The sequence below is a fragment of the Pseudomonas sp. XS1P51 genome (genome assembly GCF_054897845.1).
The window spans coordinates 2796987-2814631 of sequence record NZ_CM142707.1 but is presented as its reverse complement, the minus strand read 5'-3'; the positions used below and the strand labels follow the sequence as shown (position 1 = coordinate 2814631).

Annotated in this window: 18 protein-coding genes and 3 tRNA genes; 16 read left to right on the top strand and 5 right to left on the bottom strand. The window is 57.6% G+C overall.

What is annotated here, in order from left to right:
• The 3 genes from cydB (at window position 1) to ACYZUD_RS13080 (ending at window position 1754) form a co-directional block, all read left to right on the top strand.
• Window positions 1–1017 carry a cytochrome d ubiquinol oxidase subunit II gene (cydB, locus tag ACYZUD_RS13090; protein ID WP_462024371.1) on the top strand — a complete coding sequence of 339 codons (1017 nt, stop codon included), beginning with the start codon at window positions 1–3 and terminating at the stop codon, window positions 1015–1017.
• Complete coding sequence (locus ACYZUD_RS13085; protein ID WP_462024370.1) at window positions 1004–1159, top strand: DUF2474 domain-containing protein; 156 nt, start codon at window positions 1004–1006, stop codon at window positions 1157–1159. The genes cydB and ACYZUD_RS13085 overlap by 14 nt, the downstream gene beginning before the upstream one ends.
• Before the next feature lie 85 nt (window positions 1160–1244).
• Window positions 1245–1754: a DUF1993 domain-containing protein gene (locus ACYZUD_RS13080; protein ID WP_462024369.1), complete on the top strand. Its 510-nt coding sequence runs from the start codon at window positions 1245–1247 to the stop codon at window positions 1752–1754.
• Between the two features lie 163 nt (window positions 1755–1917).
• On the opposite strand, the gene sstT is transcribed toward ACYZUD_RS13080, so the two are convergent.
• The gene (gene sstT, locus ACYZUD_RS13075; protein WP_462024368.1) at window positions 1918–3150 is read right to left on the bottom strand and encodes a serine/threonine transporter SstT; all 1233 of its coding nucleotides are present in this window, start codon (window positions 3148–3150) and stop codon (window positions 1918–1920) included.
• Window positions 3151–3429: 279 nt separating this feature from the next.
• On the opposite strand from sstT, the gene ACYZUD_RS13070 reads away from it, so the two are divergent.
• A complete protein-coding gene (locus tag ACYZUD_RS13070; RefSeq protein ID WP_462024367.1) occupies window positions 3430–4584 on the top strand; it encodes an MFS transporter in 1155 nt (384 codons plus the stop codon).
• A gap of 4 nt (window positions 4585–4588) precedes the next feature.
• On the opposite strand, the gene nhaR is transcribed toward ACYZUD_RS13070, so the two are convergent.
• The gene (gene nhaR, locus ACYZUD_RS13065) at window positions 4589–5488 is read right to left on the bottom strand and encodes a transcriptional activator NhaR (RefSeq protein ID WP_462024366.1); all 900 of its coding nucleotides are present in this window, start codon (window positions 5486–5488) and stop codon (window positions 4589–4591) included.
• A 278-nt stretch (window positions 5489–5766) separates the two neighbouring features.
• Between nhaR and ACYZUD_RS13060 the strand changes: the two genes are divergently transcribed.
• Both ACYZUD_RS13060 and ACYZUD_RS13055 read left to right on the top strand, forming a co-directional pair.
• A complete protein-coding gene (locus ACYZUD_RS13060) occupies window positions 5767–6009 on the top strand; it encodes a hypothetical protein (protein WP_008148410.1) in 243 nt (80 codons plus the stop codon).
• 28 nt (window positions 6010–6037) lie between these two features.
• Window positions 6038–6787, top strand: a complete 750-nt coding sequence (locus ACYZUD_RS13055; RefSeq protein ID WP_462024365.1) for a TerC family protein — start codon at window positions 6038–6040, stop codon at window positions 6785–6787.
• A 73-nt stretch (window positions 6788–6860) separates the two neighbouring features.
• On the opposite strand, the gene ACYZUD_RS13050 is transcribed toward ACYZUD_RS13055, so the two are convergent.
• A complete protein-coding gene (locus ACYZUD_RS13050) occupies window positions 6861–7031 on the bottom strand; it encodes a hypothetical protein (RefSeq protein ID WP_462024364.1) in 171 nt (56 codons plus the stop codon).
• 166 nt (window positions 7032–7197) lie between these two features.
• Here ACYZUD_RS13050 and ACYZUD_RS13045 point away from each other — a divergent pair, with 166 nt between their 5' ends.
• From ACYZUD_RS13045 to ACYZUD_RS13035, 3 genes are all read left to right on the top strand, one after another.
• Window positions 7198–7926, top strand: a complete 729-nt coding sequence (locus tag ACYZUD_RS13045; RefSeq protein ID WP_462024363.1) for a peptidase C39 family protein — start codon at window positions 7198–7200, stop codon at window positions 7924–7926.
• Between the two features lie 95 nt (window positions 7927–8021).
• A complete protein-coding gene (locus tag ACYZUD_RS13040; RefSeq protein WP_462024362.1) occupies window positions 8022–8228 on the top strand; it encodes a DUF6021 family protein in 207 nt (68 codons plus the stop codon).
• A gap of 17 nt (window positions 8229–8245) precedes the next feature.
• A complete protein-coding gene (locus tag ACYZUD_RS13035) occupies window positions 8246–8452 on the top strand; it encodes a hypothetical protein (RefSeq protein WP_462024361.1) in 207 nt (68 codons plus the stop codon).
• A gap of 117 nt (window positions 8453–8569) precedes the next feature.
• Here ACYZUD_RS13035 and pbpG read toward each other — a convergent pair whose 3' ends face one another.
• Both pbpG and folD read right to left on the bottom strand, forming a co-directional pair.
• The gene (pbpG, locus tag ACYZUD_RS13030) at window positions 8570–9508 is read right to left on the bottom strand and encodes a D-alanyl-D-alanine endopeptidase (protein WP_462024360.1); all 939 of its coding nucleotides are present in this window, start codon (window positions 9506–9508) and stop codon (window positions 8570–8572) included.
• Between the two features lie 236 nt (window positions 9509–9744).
• Window positions 9745–10599 (bottom strand): bifunctional methylenetetrahydrofolate dehydrogenase/methenyltetrahydrofolate cyclohydrolase FolD, encoded by an 855-nt coding sequence (gene folD, locus ACYZUD_RS13025; RefSeq protein ID WP_462024359.1) that lies wholly within the window; start codon window positions 10597–10599, stop codon window positions 9745–9747.
• A gap of 279 nt (window positions 10600–10878) precedes the next feature.
• Between folD and ACYZUD_RS13020 the strand changes: the two genes are divergently transcribed.
• From ACYZUD_RS13020 to lon, 7 genes are all read left to right on the top strand, one after another.
• Window positions 10879–10955: transfer RNA gene (locus ACYZUD_RS13020), tRNA-Arg, on the top strand.
• A gap of 40 nt (window positions 10956–10995) precedes the next feature.
• Window positions 10996–11071: transfer RNA gene (locus ACYZUD_RS13015), tRNA-His, on the top strand.
• Between the two features lie 56 nt (window positions 11072–11127).
• Window positions 11128–11212: transfer RNA gene (locus ACYZUD_RS13010), tRNA-Leu, on the top strand.
• Window positions 11213–11632: 420 nt separating this feature from the next.
• Entirely contained in the window at window positions 11633–12943 is a 1311-nt protein-coding gene (tig, locus tag ACYZUD_RS13005) for a trigger factor (RefSeq protein ID WP_462024358.1), read from the top strand.
• A 93-nt stretch (window positions 12944–13036) separates the two neighbouring features.
• Entirely contained in the window at window positions 13037–13678 is a 642-nt protein-coding gene (gene clpP, locus ACYZUD_RS13000) for an ATP-dependent Clp endopeptidase proteolytic subunit ClpP (RefSeq protein WP_105344076.1), read from the top strand.
• 106 nt (window positions 13679–13784) lie between these two features.
• Window positions 13785–15068, top strand: a complete 1284-nt coding sequence (clpX, locus tag ACYZUD_RS12995; protein WP_054596541.1) for an ATP-dependent Clp protease ATP-binding subunit ClpX — start codon at window positions 13785–13787, stop codon at window positions 15066–15068.
• Between the two features lie 161 nt (window positions 15069–15229).
• A complete protein-coding gene (gene lon, locus ACYZUD_RS12990) occupies window positions 15230–17626 on the top strand; it encodes an endopeptidase La (RefSeq protein ID WP_462024357.1) in 2397 nt (798 codons plus the stop codon).
• Window positions 17627–17645: the final 19 nt, after the last annotated feature.

The following is a 17645-nucleotide window of genomic DNA, read 5'->3' as shown; positions in this document are numbered from 1 at the left end:
ATGGGTATTCAAGGTATCGATTTATCGCTGATCTGGGGCGTGATCATCGCCTTCGGCGTGATGATGTACGTGATCATGGACGGTTTCGATCTGGGGTTGGGCATTCTGTTTCCCCTGATCCCGGACACAAAAGAACGCGATGTGATGATGAACACCGTCGCACCGGTCTGGGACGGCAACGAGACCTGGCTGGTGCTGGGTGGCGCGGCGCTGTATGGCGCGTTCCCGCTGGCCTATTCGGTGATTCTGGAAGCGTTGTACCTGCCGCTGATCCTGATGTTGTGCGGGTTGATTTTTCGCGGCGTGGCGTTTGAGTTTCGCTTCAAGGCCAGCCCTGAAAAACGCCACATCTGGGACATGGCGTTTATCGGTGGTTCGCTGCTGGCGACGTTCTCCCAAGGTGTGGTCATCGGCACTTACATTGCCGGCATCCCGGTGGTCGATCGGCAGTTCGCCGGTGGCACGCTGGACTGGCTGGCGCCGTTTCCGTTGTTCTGCGGTGTCGGTCTGATCGTGGCTTACGCGCTGTTGGGCAGCACCTGGTTGCTGGTCAAGACCGAGGGCATGCTGGAATCGCGGATGCGCCTGTTCTCCCGCCCTCTGGCCTGGTTGTTGCTGGCGGTGATCGGGGTGATTTGCGTCTGGACGCCGATCCTGCACCCGGAGATCGCCACGCGCTGGTTTGCCGACGCGCACCTGGCGGTGTTCGGCGCGCTGGCGGTGCTGGCCCTGCTGGCGATGTTCGGGCTGCTCAAGACCTTGCGTCAGCGCCACACCCATTGGCCGTTCGCCTTCACTTTGATGCTGGTGTTCCTGGGCTACATCGGCCTGGCGTTCAGTATCTGGCCGAACATCGTGCCGCCTTCCATCAGCCTGTGGGCGGCGGCATCGCCAGCCACCAGTCAGTTGTTCATCTTGATCGGGGCGTTGTTCATTCTCCCCATCATCCTGATGTACACCGTCTGGAGTTACTACGTGTTCCGCGGCAAAGTGAGGATCGGCGATGGCTACCATTAATTCGCGTCAACCGGAACCGTGCCGTTGGTATCGGCGCCTTGGGTGGCTGGTGCTGATCTGGCTGGGCAGTGTGCTGGCCCTGGGCGTGGTGGCGGGGGCATTGCGGCTGTTGATGCATGCGGCCGGCATGTCCACCCACTGATCAGCGGATAAAAGACACGCCGCAGGAGGGACACGCATGGCTATAATCGGCCGACGTTTCCCTCCTGCCACACCATGAGACTGCCATGACTATTTCCCTGTACGACGCTTCCGTTCCGGTTTTCAAACAAATGCTCAACGCCCTGAGCGACGTGCTGAACAAGGCCGAAGCCCACGCCACCGCCAAGAACATCGATCCGAACGCTTTCCTGCAAGCCCGTCTGTACCCGGACATGTTCCCGCTGGTGCGTCAGGTGCAGATCGCCGTTGATTTCGCCAAGGGTGTTTCTTCGCGTCTGGCCGAGATCGACGTGCCGAAGTACGACGATACCGAAACCACCTTCGCCGAACTGCAAGCGCTGATCGCCAAGGTCCTGGCTTACATCGGCGAGATCAAGCCTGAACAAATCAACGGCAAGGAAGGTATCGAGATCGTTACCCGTCCAGGCACGCCGAAAGAGAAGCGCTTCACCGGCCAGGCTTACCTGCTGAGCTACGGTCTGCCGCAGTTCTTCTTCCACGTCACCACCGCGTACGCCTTGCTGCGTCACAACGGTGTGGAAGTGGGCAAGCGCGATTACATGGGCGCGTTCTAAACCGCCCAGGTACAAAAAAGCCCGCCAAGGTTTACGCCTTGGCGGGCTTTTTTTGGGTGAATCAAAGGATCGCAGCCTCGTTTCACTCGACAGCTCCTACATTGAAATACTTATCCCTGTAGGAGCTGTCGAGTGAAACGAGGCTGCGATCTTTTGATCTTCGTTACGCCAGACGCTGGGCTTTCTCGTCCTCACCCAGACAAGCCGCCGCGGTAAACAGCACATCAGTCGAAGAATTCAACGCGGTTTCCGCCGAGTCCTGCAACACCCCGATGATGAAACCGACCGCCACCACCTGCATGGCGATTTCGCTCGGAATGCCGAACAGGCTGCACGCCAGTGGAATTAGCAGCAACGAACCGCCCGCCACACCCGAAGCGCCGCACGCACAGATCGCCGCGACGACGCTCAGCAGAATGGCCGTCGGAACATCGACCGCAATGCCCAGGGTATGCACGGCCGCCAGGGTCAGCACGGTAATGGTGATCGCCGCTCCGGCCATGTTGATGGTGGCGCCGAGCGGGATCGACACCGAGTAGGTGTCTTCGTGAAGGCCCAGGCGTTTGCTCAATTCCAGGTTGACCGGAATGTTCGCCGCCGAGCTACGGGTGAAGAATGCGGTGATGCCGCTTTCGCGCAAGCACGTGATCACCAGCGGATACGGATTGCGACGCAGCTTCCAGAACACGATGACCGGGTTCATCACCAACGCCACGAACAGCATGCAGCCCAGCAACACAGCCAGCAGATGCACGTAGCCGATCAAGGCGCCGAAACCGGAGGTGGCCAGGGTCGAAGCGACCAGGCCAAAGATCCCCAGCGGCGCAAAACGGATCACCAGACGCACAATCAGGGTCACGCCATTGGACAGGTCGCCGAGCACTTCGCGGGTCGTGTCGCCGGCATGGCGAATGGCAACGCCCATGCCGATCGCCCAGGCCAGAATGCCGATGAAGTTGGCGTTCATCAGCGCGCTGACCGGGTTGTCGACCACGCTGAGCAACAGACTTTGCAGCACTTCGCTGATACCGCCCGGCGCGCTGACCGCGACGTCGTGAGTGGCTAGCACCAGGCTCGACGGGAACATCATGCTGGCAACCACCGCGACCACAGCGGCAGCGAACGTACCCAGCAGATACAAAAACAGAATGGGCCGGATGTGCGTTTCCTGGCCGTGCTTGTGGTTGGCGATCGACGCCATGACCAACACGAACACCAGGATCGGCGCGACCGCTTTAAGCGCCGCCACGAACACTTTGCCGATGAATGCGGTGGAGTTCGCCACGTCCGGCGCGACCAGCGCCAGGGCAATCCCGGCGATCAGGCCGATAATGATCTGCGTGACCAGGCTCAGGCGTTTCAAGCGTTGCAATAACGAAGGGGATGAAGCGGTCATAAAACGGCATCTCTGATTTTTAGGTGCGGGGGTATCGCGACATCAATGCCAGGAACTGGCCGATGAATAGGGTGTACGTATCGCGGGGCGCGGACTTTATCACAGCGTGGTCTTCGTCTTTCAGACCTGTGACGATCTGCCGCCCGAACGTTCAACGCGATCGGCAGGTTCGTGCAACCCTGATCGGGAACACTCTGTTAAGATTCGCCATCCTCATTTTCATGTTCTGCCAGTGGGCCTTCGGGCTATCGCTGGTGTCGTCGTTTTCTGGAGTTCTGCATGCTGCTGCCCATCCTTCTGTTGTCCGCCGCCGGTTTCACGGTGCTGACCACGGAGTTCATCATCGTCGGCCTGCTGCCGGCCATCGCCCGAGACCTGGCGGTCAGCATCCCGCAAGCGGGTTTGCTGGTGACCCTGTTCGCCTTCACCGTGGCGGCGTTCGGGCCGTTCCTGACCGCGTACTTCGCCAGGTTCGAACGACGCAAGCTGTTCATCAGCGTGCTGATCATGTTCGGCCTGGCCAACACCCTCGCGGCGTTTGCCCCGAACATTTGGGTGATGGCCATCGCCCGGTTGATTCCGGCGCTGGGCTTGCCGGTGTTCTGGGCCCTGGCCAGTGAGACGGCGGTGGACATCGTCGGGCCGGACTACGCCGGACGGGCCATCGCCAAGATCGGCTTCGGGATTGTCTGCGCCACGGTGTTCGGCATCCCAGTGGGCACGCTGATCTCCGATGCGTTCGGCTGGCGCAGTGCCTTCGGCATTCTGGCGGTGATCGCGTTTGCCAAGGCGCTGCTGCTGTTTATCTACCTGCCGAAAACCAACTTGCATCAGCATCAGGTGAGTTTCCGTTCGCAGTTCAGGATCCTGCGCAGCCCGCTGATGCTGGGCCATGTGCTGCTGTCGATCCTGGTGTTCAGCGGCATGTTCACCGCTTACACCTATCTGGCCGACATCCTTGAGCGGCTGGCCGGGTTCAACGGCACGGTGGTCGGTTGGTGCCTGATGGGCTTCGGTGCGGTCGGGCTGATTGGCAACTCGTTGGGCGGTCGCGCGGTGGATCGTCACCCGCTGATCGCTTCGGTGATGTTCTGCGCGTTCATGATCGCCGGCATGGTTGCGCTGGTGCCGAACATTCATTCGCCGCTTGGCCTGGCGGCGGCGATGGGGATTTGGGGCGTGACGCAAGCGGCGCTGTTCCTGGTCAGTCACGTGCGTTTGATGAAGGCTGCCCCCGAGGCGCCGGCATTCGCGGCGTCGCTGAACATCGCCGGTGCCAACCTCGGGATTGGCCTGGGTGCCATGGTCGGCGGCCGGGTGATCGACAGCGTTGGCCTGCAAGGCCTTGGTTTCGCGGCGGCCGCTTTTATCCTGGTGTCGATCCTGTTGGCGATGGCGCTGATGACCTTCAAACCCCGCGAAGTCTGCGTCTGATACATCACATCTCGGTAAACAGTTCGCGTCGGGCACCTTCGGTAATGGCAACAATGCCGGGGTGCTTGACCTTGCGCTCCACCGAAATGGCGTAGAACGACTCGCTGACCGCGTCGGTCTGGCCAATCAACTCCACGCCGTATTGGCGTTTCATCTCGTCGGCAATCACGCTCGGGCCGATGAAAATCCCGCTGCCGGATTGGCCAAAGGCCTGCATCAAGGCACTGTCGTCGAACTCGCCGACGATCCGCGGCTGGATCTGCTGCTCGGCGAACCAGCGTTGCAGGCGACTGCGCACCACGGTTTCCGGCCCGGGAATCAGCAGCGGTGCACCGTGCAGGCTGCGCGGGAAATCCTGGCCGTAACGTGCCGCCAGTTCGGCGGTGGCGAAAAAGCTGATCCCGCATTCACCGAGTTTCTGACTGTAGCCCTTGATGTCCAGGTGCGACGGCATCGGGCTGTCGGAGATCACCAGGTCCAGGCGCTGGATCGCCAGGTCGGCGAGCAGGCGTTCCAGTTTGTCTTCGCGACAAGTAATGCGCAGCGGCTCGCTCAGCTCCATGGTCGGCGCGATCAGGCGATAGACGATGGATTTTGGCACCACATCCGCCACGCCTACTCGAAACAGAATCTGCTGTTCATTGGGTTGCGCCCGCAGCATCAATTCCAGTTCACCTCCCAGCTGAAACATCTGCTCGGCGTAGGGCAGGGTCTGACGCCCGGCTTCGGTGAGTTCCAACTGTCGACCAACCCGGCGAAACAGCTCGATGCCGTAGGTTTGTTCGAGCAACGAGATCTGCCCGCTGATGGTTTGCGGTGTCAGGTTCAGTTGCTCGCAGGCGCGCACGATGCTGCCGGTCTTGGCCACCACCCAGAAGTAATGCAGCTGTCGATAATTCAGCATCTCGTTGTAATCCCCTGTTCACATCATCTGTAGGAGCTGTCGAGTGAAACGAGGCTGCGATCCTTTGACGTTGCTTTTAAGGAGCAAGATCAAGAGATCGCAGCCTCGTTTCACTCGACAGTTCCTACGGGGCCCTTGCACGTTTTGAGGCTGGATTCGTAAAAGCCGAAGTATAACCGCTAAAAATACGAATTTTCCTGAAGTGTTTGCCTCCCTAGAATGCGTCGCTATCAACGGGCCATCGTTTCGGCTCCGTCTGTTCTATCGAGGAAAGCATCATGAAGCTTAAAACCACGGCGCTGCTGATCACGTCTTTACTGGTACTGGCCGGTTGCGACCAGGCCGAAAAAAGCGCTCAGCAACTGATGGGCAAGGCTGCCGAAACCGCCAAGCAAGCGATCGACGACACCCACAAAGCCGCCGAACAAGCGATCAGCGATGCCACCGGCGGCCTGATCAGCAAGAAAGAACAACCGGCCAAAGAAACGGATAAAACCGAATCTTCGTCCCAGGAAATCTAAACCGTCTTAAACGAGTCAGGACTGACCCATGGAATACCTTTTAGAACTTGCTGCAAGCCCTACCGCCTGGGTCGCCCTGGCCACGCTGGTGGTGATGGAAATCGTGCTCGGCATCGATAACCTGATCTTCATCTCGATCCTGACCAACAAACTGCCCGAGCAGCATCGGCAGAAGGCGCGGCGCATCGGTATCGGCATGGCGCTGATCCTGCGACTGGCCCTGCTGAGCACCATCGCGTTCATCGTCCAGCTGACTGAGCCGGTGATCGAGATACTCGGCCACGCGTTCTCCTGGAAGGACATGATCCTGATCGCCGGTGGCCTGTTCCTGTTGTGGAAGGCGACCACCGAAATCCATCACAGCATGGACCCGGCACCGGAAGATCCGAAGTCGGCCACCTCGACCGTGACCCTGGGCTTTGCGGCCGCGATCGGTCAGATCCTGATGCTGGACATGGTGTTCTCCATCGACAGCATCATTACCGCTGTCGGCATGACCGAGCATTTGCCGATCATGATCATCGCGGTGGTGGTATCGGTACTGGTGATGTTGCTGGCGGCTGACCCGTTGGCCAAGTTCATCAACGACAACCCGACGGTGGTGATGCTGGCGCTGGGCTTCCTGATCATGATCGGCATGACGCTGATCGCCGAAGGCTTCGGCGCCCACGTACCGAAAGGCTACGTCTACGCGGCCATGGCGTTCTCGGCGACGATCGAGAGCTTGAACATGCTCTCGCGGCGGGCCAAGCAGAAGCGTGTTGCTACTGAAGCATAACCTGCGATAAACGAAACGGCCGCCTGACTCGAAAGAGGTCAGGCGGCCGTTTTTTTTGACTGAAAAGCAACCGTCAGTGTGCGGTGGCGTGGCGTCTGGTCGATTTATCGGTTTTCGCAAGCGACGCCGGTTGAACCGGGTGGTGATGGTGCCGGCGGGTAATACGCAGGACTCCCCACAACATGGCGGCGGCCACGGCCAGCCAGCCGGAAATCAACATCACTATGGTCATTGTCAGGCTCATCGGTGCCTCCTCTTTGCCCTGCTGCGGGCACACACTCTTGCAAATGACAGTCTAGTCGCTGCTGTGTTTCAGGCTATTGACCAAAGGTCGGCTGTAACCAACCAGTTCGCTCTATCGAATGCAATCAACTGCCGGTTAAGGCTATACCGCTGCCGCGCGGCGTCCTATGATCGACAGCCAAGCCGGGAGCGCGAATGCCTGGCGTCTGAACAAGAGAGTGATGATGGTGTGGGTATTTTCTCGAATGCTTTGTGCAACGCTGATTGTCGGCTGCGTTGCAAGTCTGGCTGGCTGCGCGGGGAGTGTGGCGCCTGAGATCAAGCGTCTGCCGGAACGGGTCGAACTCAGCGGTACCTTCTACCGTGGGAAAAGCAATCAAAGCGGACCTCAGGTCCTGGCCAGCCTGCTGTCCCAGCAGGGCATCGTGATTACACCGGGCTTGCTCGACAAACCCCTGCATTTGCCGGGCGCCGAAGCCCAGCTACAGCAGAACATGCAGAACCTCGCCCGCGAGTACGGCATGGTCGTTTATCCCCTCGACAACAATCTGCCGGCGCTGCTGACCCAGGTCGCGGCCGGTTACCCGGTGATGGTGCGTTTCACGGAGGGCTCGGCGTTCTGGGCTGAACCGCGTTACGCCATTCTCGCCGGGTACAACCGTCAAAAGCAGACCGTGTTGCTTCGCTCCGGGATGAATCGCCGGGTGCTGATGAGCTTTGGCTCGTTTGAGTCGGCTTTCAAGGACGCGGGTGGCTGGGCGGTGTTGATCCAGAAGCCGAACCAGCTTCCCGCCAACGTCGATCAGCCGCGCTGGTTGAAGGCGGCAAACGATCTTGCCCAGGCAGGTCAGGAGCAGGCAGCGGCTCGTGCGAAGAAGGCGCTGACCGCGCAGTAAGTTTCCGTTCGTCATTTGCGTGGCACTGCCAGGTGCCCTTGGCCTCTGAGGTATAAGAGCCCGGATTTTTCCGGGCCAGTCTTGAGGAGGCGACCATGGCACATTCCAATACTCCCGTCGGCCCGCATTCGTCGGAGCATTCGTCCGGCGATGAGTTGGGTTTCGACCCCGATTCCCCGGACCTCGCCGATCCTCAGGTCGATCCCATCGGACCTGCCAAGGCGCCCAGGGATGTGAAGCCGGGCGACAATGGCAAGGCTCCAGCAAAGCCTTACGATCCACTCGCTGACCTGAAACCCTGAGCCCCAGTGAGGTGCGTATGTCTACCGATTCGAGTTTCAACGACAAACGTCCGGACAGCGTTCCAACCACCCCTGAAAAGGATATCGACCCGGTGATGGATCCGGACAGCCCGTTAAGGGACCCGTTAGCCAGACCGGTGGTGGTGCCAACGGAGCCTCCGAGAGATCCAAGCGCCGGAGATGGCATTCCGGATGACGATCAGATGCCGTTACCCAATGATTAGTCATTAGCTGTAGGAGCGAGCTTGCTCGCGATGGACGTTAATTTAACGCGCTTTTTCTGAATGAACGCGTCGCTCTTGAGACCATCGCGAGCAAGCTCGCTCCTACACGTGCAGGCCTTATTTCGACGCTTCAACCACTCCGCTTTGGCGGCTTTTGAGGTTCTTGTCGGATTTGTACTGCAAGGCCACCGACGGCACATCGGCACTCCTGCCGGTCTCGACCCAACTGCGAATACGGCTGGCATCGGCGAAGTGCGTGTATTTGCCGAAAGCATCGAGGATCACCAACGCCATCTCGCGATTGCCCATATGCGTTACCAGCACGAGGCAATGACCCGCCTCGTTGGTGAAGCCGGTTTTGGTCAATCGGATATCCCAGTTCGGCTTTCTGACCAAATGGTCGGTGTTACGGAAACCCAGGCTGTAGTTGGGTTTGCGGAACGACACGGTTTTTTCCTTGGTGGTACTCAACTCGGTCAACAGCGGGTACTTGTGTGCGGCGATCAGCAGTTTGCTCAGGTCACGGGCGGTGGACACGTTGCGCGGGGAAAGACCGGTCGGTTCGACAAAGTGGGTACTGGTCATGCCCAGTGCCTTGGCCTTGGCGTTCATGGCGGCAATGAACGCGACATACCCGCCCGGATAATGATGAGCCAGGCTCGCGGCGGCGCGGTTTTCCGAGGACATCAGGGCAATCAGCAACATTTCCCGGCGTGGTAATTCACTCTTCAGTTTGACCCGGGAGAACACGCCCTTCATTTCCGGCGTGTCACTGATGTTGATGGAAAGGTATTCGTCCATGTTCTGTCGGGCCTCGACCACGATCAGGCCCGTCATCAGCTTGCTGACGGAAGCGATGGGCACAACAACGTCGGGATTGCTCGCGTAGATGACCTTGTTGGTCTGCATGTCCAGCAGCAATGCACTGCCGGAAGCGATCTTCAGTTGCTTGGTATCCCTTGGTGCCGAGGTGGTTTCGGCAGCGTTGGCCAGCGGTGCGATGAGAGTCCCTGTAATCGCAAAAAACAAGCTCAGGATGGAAAGACGGATTTTCACGCGGGCAGACTCATAAAGTGTTGATAAGCCGTTATGTAACGGGCTATTTCGTAAAAGCGCGACATTCTGGAGTATGGCTGAATAACTGTCGATGGTTGTTCAGGGGAGAGGTGAAAGTCCTTGGAAACATGAAAAAAAAGTCATTTTCCGGCGGATGGTCGATCTTTTTCTGCGGGCAAAAACAACCCCGCCATGGGCGGGGTCGTTTTACTGGCTGATGTGGCCGGTAACTGGACTCAGCTGTGCAGTGTTTCCGCCGCGTACAGCGTGTTTTCCAGCAGGCAGGCACGGGTCATCGGGCCAACGCCGCCCGGGACCGGAGTGATCCAGCCGGCGCGGGGCAGGGCGGTTTCGTAGATCACATCGCCAACCAGTTTGCCGTCTTCCTGGCGGTTGATACCGACGTCGATCACGATCGCGCCTTCCTTGATCCACTCACCCTTGACCAGGCCCGGCTTGCCGGCGGCGACCACCACCAGATCGGCGCGACCGACATGGCCCGCCAGATCCTTGGTGAAACGGTGGGTGACAGTGACGGTGCAACCGGCCAGCAGCAATTCCATCGCCATCGGACGGCCAACAATGTTGGACGCACCGACAACCACTGCGTCCATCCCGTAGAGATCCGCACCGGTGCTTTCCAGCAAGGTCATGATGCCTTTGGGGGTGCAGGGGCGCAGCAACGGAATGCGCTGGGCCAGACGGCCGACGTTATAAGGGTGGAAACCGTCGACGTCCTTGTCCGGACGAATGCGCTCCAGCAATTTGGAGGCGTCCAGGTGTTCCGGTAAAGGAAGCTGAAGCAGAACGCCGTCGATTGCCGGGTCGTCGTTCAGTCGATCGATCAGATCGGTCAGCGCTTCTTGAGTGGTTTCGGAAGGCAGGTCATAAGCTTGGGAAAGGAAGCCGACCTCTTCACAGTCTTTACGCTTGTGCGAGACATAAACCTGAGAGGCAGGATCGCTGCCGACCAGGATCACCGCGAGGCCGGGCGTGCGCAGGCCTTGCTGGCGACGCTCGGTGACGCGTTTGGCGATCTGCTGGCGAAGGCTGGCGGCGATCGATTTGCCGTCGATTAGTTGTGCAGTCATTGCGCGTGGTTAACCATCGAGAGGGGAAAAAAAGAGAACGCATTCTCGCATGTCATGAGGTGAGGGCAAAGGCGCTTGGTCTGCAAATTCCCCTAACCCCTTTAATTAAATGAATTTTTTTTAAAAAAGAGTTGACGACCCTCAGGGCCACCTATAACATTCGTCGCACTTGTCGGGCACAGCCTAGCACTGGTTAAGAAGGTCAAGCAGAGTTGATGTTTAATTCGGTGAGACTGAAAGCACTTAGTTTGTAATCGTCCAAGAATACAGATTAACAAGGCGCCCGTAGCTCAGCTGGATAGAGCATCCGCCTTCTAAGCGGATGGTCGCAGGTTCGAGTCCTGCCGGGTGCGCCATTAGGCAGCTTTGGCACAAGTAACGCAACATGGCAATATGGTGGGCGTAGCTCAGTTGGTAGAGCACGGGATTGTGACTCCCGTTGTCGAGGGTTCGATCCCCTTCGTCCACCCCATATTTAGAAAGGCGCCAGATTAATAATCTGGCGCCTTTGCTTTAAAAGCTTGATACGCGGATGTGGTGGAATTGGTAGACACACTGGATTTAGGTTCCAGCGCCGCAAGGTGTGAGAGTTCGAGTCTCTCCGTCCGCACCATACAAGTAGCTATTTAATAGCAGAAAACGGCGCAGCACCTGAAAAGGGCTGCGCCGTTTTTGTTTTAGAAGCCGAAATATTCAAAACGACCGCAGGTTCCGGGTCGAGAGGGCGGGTTGGTTCGTCGCATTTGTGTTTCTCGATGATGCCGATTCGTCCGTCGGTCCCCTTGTGGGGTCGGCTGTCAGGGATGGATTGCCGATTCCTTCTATATATAGAAGGATTGGTGCAGGGCCCTGGCTTGATTGGCTGTATTGCTAACAGGGCGAGGCACAACCGTTTGTCCCCGCCTATAAATTGCCTGCTGCTTTTTTACCCGTTTTCAGTAGGGTGACTTCTTGAGTATGACCCACTAGAATGCATGCCCTTGATTCTGGGGTCGGAAACGGCCGGCTAACGTCTGTGCAACGAGGAATATCCATGCAAGTTTCTGTTGAAAATACTTCTGCTCTTGAGCGCCGCATGAGCATCACCGTGCCGGCTGCGCGCATCGAGACTCAGGTCAACAAGCGTCTGCAGCAGACTGCCCAAAAGGCCAAGATTGCTGGCTTCCGTCCAGGCAAAGTGCCAATGAGTGAAATCAAGCGCCGTTTCGGTGCTGATGCACGTCAGGAAGCTGTCGGCGACGTGATCCAGTCCTCTTTCTACGAAGCGGTTGTCGAGCAGAAGCTGAACCCGGCTGGCGCTCCTTCGATCGAGCCGAAATCGCTGGAAGCTGGCAAGGATCTGGAATACGTCGCCATTTTCGAAGTGTTCCCTGAGTTCACCGTTGCCGGCTTCGAAGGTATCACCGTAGAGCGCCTGAGCGCTGACGTGGCTGATGCCGATCTGGACAAAATGCTGGAAGTGCTGCGCAAGCAGAACACCCGCTTCGAAGTGGCCGATCGCGCTGCCCAAAACGATGATCAACTGAATATCGATTTCGTCGGCAAGGTCGACGGTGAAGTGTTCGCTGGCGGTTCTGCCAAGGGTACTCAGCTGGTTCTGGGCTCGGGTCGTATGATTCCTGGTTTCGAAGACGGTCTGGTTGGCGCTAAAGCCGGCGAAGAGCGCGTTCTGAACCTGACCTTCCCTGCGGACTATCAGAACCTTGACCTGGCCGGCAAAACTGCTGAGTTCACCGTTACCGTGAACACTGTTTCCGAGCCAAAACTGCCAGAGCTGAACGAAGAATTCTTCGCTCAATTCGGCATCAAGGAAACTGGCCTGGAAGGCTTCCGCACCGAAGTTCGCAAGAACATGGAGCGCGAACTGCGTCAGGCGATCAAATCCAAGGTCAAGAATCAGGTAATGGACGGTCTGCTGGCCACCAACCCGATCGAAGTGCCGAAGGCCCTGCTGTCCAACGAAGTTGACCGTCTGCGCGTGCAGGCTGTTCAGCAGTTCGGCGGCAACATCAAGCCTGACCAACTGCCGGCCGAGCTGTTCGAAGAACAAGCCAAGCGTCGCGTTGTTCTGGGTCTGATCGTGGCTGAAGTGGTCAAGCAATTCGACCTCAAGCCTGACGAAGCCCGCGTTCGCGAAATGATTCAGGAAATGGCTTCGGCCTACCAAGAGCCTGAGCAGGTCGTGTCCTGGTACTACAAGAACGACCAGCAACTGAACGAAGTCCGTTCGGTTGTGCTGGAAGAGCAAGTTGTGGATACTGTTCTGCAGAAAGCTAGCGTGACCGACAAATCGGTCTCTTACGAAGAAGCAGTCAAGCCGGTAGAAGCTCCACAAGCCGACTGATCGTTTTTGCGGTAAGAAGTACACACCATAAGCCAGCCTTCGTGCTGGCTTATGCGTATTCAAGACATAACTATTTGGGAGTGACTGCGAGACATGTCCCGCAATTCTTATTATCAGCAGAGCTCTGACATCCAGGCCGCAGGCGGTCTGGTCCCGATGGTTATCGAGCAGTCCGCCCGTGGCGAACGTGCCTATGACATCTATTCGCGCCTGTTGAAGGAGCGAGTGATCTTCCTGGTGGGTCCGGTAGAAGACTACATGGCCAACCTGGTTGCGGCGCAACTGCTGTTCCTTGAAGCGGAAAACCCGGACAAGGACATCCATCTCTACATCAACTCACCCGGCGGTTCGGTGACTGCAGGCATGTCGATCTACGACACCATGCAGTTCATCAAGCCAGACGTTTCCACCACCTGCATCGGTCAGGCCTGCAGCATGGGCGCGTTCCTGCTGGCGGGCGGCGCGGCCGGCAAGCGTTTCTGCCTGCCGAACTCGCGCATGATGATTCACCAGCCGTTGGGCGGTTTCCAGGGTCAGGCGTCGGATATCGACATCCATGCCAAGGAAATCCTCCACATCCGTTCGCGTCTGAACCAGCTGTTGGCTCATCACACCGGCCAGAGCCTCGAAACCATCGAGCGCGATACCGAACGTGACAACTTCATGAGCGCTGAGCGTGCGGCTGAATACGGCCTGATCGACTCCGTCATCGACAAGCGTAAAATGCCCGCCTAAGCAGCCCAAATGTAGGTGGTCAGGTTAACTGACCGCCTGCGGACTTGAAAAAGCCCGCAATAGCCTTCATCTTGTGTTGCAAGCCTATCGGATTTGGATCGATCGAATGACTGACACCCGCAACGGCGAGGACAACGGCAAATTGCTCTATTGCTCCTTCTGTGGCAAAAGCCAGCATGAAGTACGCAAATTGATTGCCGGCCCCTCGGTCTTCATCTGCGACGAGTGCGTCGACCTGTGCAATGACATCATCCGTGAGGAGGTGCAGGAAGCCCAGGCCGAAAGCAGCGCGCATAAATTGCCTTCGCCTAAAGAAATCAGCGGCATCCTTGATCAGTACGTGATTGGTCAGGAACGTGCGAAAAAGGTTCTGGCCGTAGCGGTGTACAACCACTACAAGCGCCTGAATCAGCGTGACAAAAAGAATGACGACGTCGAACTCGGCAAAAGCAACATCTTGCTGATCGGCCCGACAGGCTCGGGTAAAACCCTGCTTGCCGAAACACTGGCTCGTTTGCTGAACGTTCCGTTCACCATCGCCGACGCAACCACCCTCACCGAGGCGGGTTATGTGGGTGAAGATGTCGAGAACATCATTCAGAAGCTGCTGCAGAAGTGCGATTACGACGTAGAAAAAGCCCAGATGGGCATTGTCTACATCGATGAGATCGACAAGATCTCGCGCAAATCTGACAACCCGTCGATCACCCGGGACGTTTCCGGTGAAGGCGTGCAGCAGGCCCTGCTCAAGTTGATCGAAGGCACGGTCGCTTCCGTTCCGCCTCAAGGTGGTCGCAAGCATCCGCAGCAGGAATTCCTTCAGGTCGACACCCGTAACATTCTGTTCATCTGCGGTGGTGCGTTCTCCGGTCTGGAAAAGGTTATTCAAAACCGTTCCACCCGTGGCGGCATCGGTTTCAACGCAGAAGTGCGCAGCAAGGAAGAAGGCAAGAAAGTCGGTGAGTCCCTGCGTGAAGTCGAACCTGACGATCTGGTCAAGTTCGGTCTGATCCCGGAATTCGTCGGTCGTCTGCCGGTACTTGCCACGCTGGACGAGCTTGATGAGGCTGCGTTGATGCAGATCCTTACCGAGCCGAAAAATGCTCTGACCAAACAGTATGCCAAGCTGTTCGAGATGGAAGGTGTGGACCTGGAATTCCGGGCCGACGCGCTGAAGTCGGTCGCCAAACGTGCCCTGGAACGTAAAACCGGTGCCCGTGGACTGCGTTCGATTCTCGAAGGTGTATTGCTCGACACTATGTACGAAATCCCCTCGCAGTCCGAGGTGAGTAAAGTAGTGATCGACGAAAGCGTTATAGAAGGCAAGTCCAAGCCACTGTATATCTACGAAAACAGTGAGCCGGCTGCCAAGGCCGCGCCAGACGCTTAAGCGTCACGCAGCTGGAACAAAGAAGGGGCCTTCGGGCCCCTTTGCTATTTGCGCGTTTTAACACTGTCTTTGCGCTTGTTTTTTTTGAAGGCAGCCCCCATCTTGGTTTCAAGCTTACTTCCATCTGTTTACGGCCTTATGGCCGCCGTAGAGGCGAAATCATGAAGACAACCATCGAATTGCCTCTCCTGCCATTGCGTGATGTTGTGGTTTATCCGCACATGGTTATCCCGCTGTTCGTGGGGCGCGAGAAATCCATCGAAGCCCTCGAGGCTGCGATGACGGGCGACAAGCAGATCCTTCTGCTGGCTCAGAGAAACCCTGCTGACGACGATCCCGGTGAAGATGCACTCTATCGCGTAGGTACAATCGCCACCGTTCTGCAGCTGCTCAAGCTGCCTGACGGCACGGTAAAGGTTTTGGTCGAGGGTGAGCAGCGGGGCGCCGTGGAGCGCTTCAGCGAAGTGGACGGCCACTGCCGTGCCGAAGTCTCATTGATCGACGAAGTCGACGCGCCCGAGCGCGAGTCGGAAGTGTTTGTCCGCAGCCTGCTGGCTCAGTTCGAACAATATGTGCAGCTGGGCAAGAAAGTCCCCGCTGAAGTCCTGTCGTCGCTCAACAGCATCGACGAGCCAGGCCGCCTGGTCGATACCATGGCCGCGCACATGGCCCTGAAGATCGAGCAGAAGCAGGAAATCCTCGAAATCATTGATTTGTCGGCCCGGGTCGAGCACGTTCTGGCGTTGCTGGATGCCGAGATCGACCTGCTGCAAGTCGAAAAACGCATTCGCGGTCGTGTTAAAAAACAAATGGAGCGCAGTCAGCGCGAGTACTACCTGAATGAGCAGATGAAGGCCATTCAGAAGGAACTCGGCGACAGCGACGAAGGCCATAACGAAATCGAAGAGCTGAAAAAGCGCATCGATGCCGCCGGCCTGCCGAAAGATGCCCTGGCCAAAGCCCAGGGCGAACTGAACAAGCTCAAGCAAATGTCGCCAATGTCTGCGGAAGCGACCGTGGTGCGTTCGTACATCGACTGGCTGGTTCAGGTGCCGTGGAAGGCTCAGAGCAAAGTGCGTCTGGACCTTGCGCGAGCAGAAGACATTCTCGACGCCGACCATTACGGTCTGGAAGAAGTCAAAGAACGGATCCTCGAATACCTCGCCGTGCAAAAGCGCGTGAAGAAGATTCGTGGTCCGGTGTTGTGCCTGGTCGGTCCTCCTGGCGTGGGTAAAACCTCCCTGGCGGAATCGATTGCTCACGCCACCAACCGTAAATTCGTGCGCATGGCCCTTGGTGGTGTGCGCGATGAAGCGGAAATTCGTGGTCATCGCCGGACTTATATCGGTTCGATGCCAGGAAGATTGATTCAAAAGATGACAAAGGTGGGCGTCCGCAACCCGCTGTTCCTGCTCGATGAAATCGACAAAATGGGCAGCGACATGCGTGGCGATCCGGCGTCGGCGTTGCTGGAAGTCCTCGACCCCGAGCAGAACCATAATTTCAACGATCACTATCTGGAAGTCGACTACGATCTGTCTGATGTGATGTTCCTTTGCACCTCGAACTCCATGAACATTCCGCCAGCGCTGCTGGACCGGATGGAAGTGATTCGTCTGCCGGGTTACACCGAAGACGAGAAGATCAACATCGCCGTCAAATACCTTTCGCCCAAGCAGATTACTGCCAACGGTTTGAAGAAAGGCGAGATTGAGTTTGACGCCGAGGCGATCCGCGACATCATCCGCTATTACACCCGCGAGGCCGGTGTACGTGGGCTGGAGCGTCAGATTGCCAAGGTTTGCCGCAAGGCGGTCAAAGAGCATGCACTGGAAAAACGCTTCTCGGTGAAGGTCACTGCCGAGATGCTCGAACACTTCCTGGGCGTGCGTAAATTCCGCTACGGTCTGGCTGAGTCGCAGGATCAGATCGGCCAGGTCACCGGGCTGGCATGGACTCAAGTGGGCGGCGAATTGCTGACCATTGAAGCTGCCGTCGTTCCGGGTAAAGGCCAGTTGATCAAGACCGGTTCGCTGGGTGATGTGATGGTCGAATCGATCACCGCAGCCCTGACGGTCGTCCGCAGCCGTGCGAAGAGCCTGGGGATCCCCCTGGACTTCCACGAGAAGCGCGACACGCACATCCACATGCCGGAAGGGGCAACCCCGAAGGACGGCCCTAGCGCCGGTGTAGGCATGTGCACGGCCCTGGTATCGGCATTGACCGGCATTCCTGTGCGCGCGGATGTTGCCATGACGGGTGAAATTACCCTGCGTGGCCAGGTACTGGCGATCGGCGGTTTGAAGGAAAAACTGCTCGCGGCTCACCGTGGCGGCATCAAGACGGTGATCATTCCTGAAGAGAATGTGCGCGATCTGAAGGAAATTCCTGACAATATCAAGCAAGATCTGCAGATTAAACCGGTTAAATGGATTGACGAGGTCCTGCAAATTGCGCTGCAATACGCGCCGGAGCCCTTACCTGATGTAGCTCCAGAGATAGTTGCAAAGGATGAAAAACGCGAGTCTGACTCTAAGGAAAGAATTAGCACGCATTAGTACGCATTTGCCTGGGGGG